The organism is Burkholderia sp. BCC1996 (genome assembly GCF_905339955.1).
GTDB lineage: Bacteria > Pseudomonadota > Gammaproteobacteria > Burkholderiales > Burkholderiaceae > Burkholderia.
In genome coordinates this window covers 1-798 of sequence record NZ_CAJPHM010000089.1, presented here as the reverse complement: position 1 = coordinate 798, position 798 = coordinate 1, and the positions used below count along the sequence as shown (strand labels likewise).

Below are 798 nucleotides of genomic sequence, written 5' to 3'. Positions count from 1 at the left end.
CCCGCGAACTACATCGCGCAACCCACGCTGGCGTTGTCCACGACGCCGATCCTGACCGAAGCCGGCCTCGCGCCGCGCCACGTCGACCTGCGGCCGTTCGTGCTGGTGTCGGACCGGATCCGCATCACGCCGGGCGGGCTCACGCGCGTCGCGCTGCAGGAAGGCTCGCTGGTCGTCAACTCGAGCCAGGGCGGCGGCACCAAGGACACCTGGGTGCTGGCCGACTGAGCCGGGCACGACCGCGCCCGCCGCAGCCGGCGCGCGAACCGAACGAAGACGGAGTGGACACGAGATGCTTCTGGGACGAACTGCGAGCGGTCTTTACTGGATGTACCGCTATATCGAGCGCGCGGAGAACATCGCGCGCATCGTCGATGCCGGGCTGCGGATGGCGCTCACGCGCACGTCCGACGCGCCGGCCGAATGGTCGTCGGTGCTGGTCAGCTCGGGCGCGGACGACGGCTATCGTCAGAAGTACGACGCGTATGCCGCCGATACCGTGACCGACTATCTGCTGCGCGACCGCGACAACCCGTCGAGTGTGCTGTCGTGCATCGAGGCCGCGCGCTCGAACGCGCGGATGGTGCGCACGGCGCTCACGCGCGAGGCGTGGGAGAGCGTGAACGGCGCCTGGCTCGCGCTGCGCCAGGCGCTCGCGCAGCCGGTGCCGGAGAGCGGGCTGCCGGCGGTGCTCGACGAAGTGAAGCGCGAAACCGCGCTGATCCTCGGCAGCTTCTACAGCACGATGCTGCGCAACGAGATCTTCGATTTCGCGCAGATCGGCGCGTTCGTCGAGCG

General features: G+C 69.5%; 2 protein-coding genes. Both read left to right on the top strand.

Annotated elements, in window-relative coordinates; translation table 11 throughout:
* Window positions 1-228, top strand: a 228-nt coding sequence (locus tag U4Z64_RS37325) for a circularly permuted type 2 ATP-grasp protein (protein ID WP_321822685.1), incomplete at its 5' end; no start/stop codon positions are given.
* Window positions 229-292: 64 nt separating this feature from the next.
* A partial coding sequence (locus U4Z64_RS37320) for an alpha-E domain-containing protein (RefSeq protein ID WP_321822684.1) occupies window positions 293-798 on the top strand: 506 nt, incomplete at its 3' end.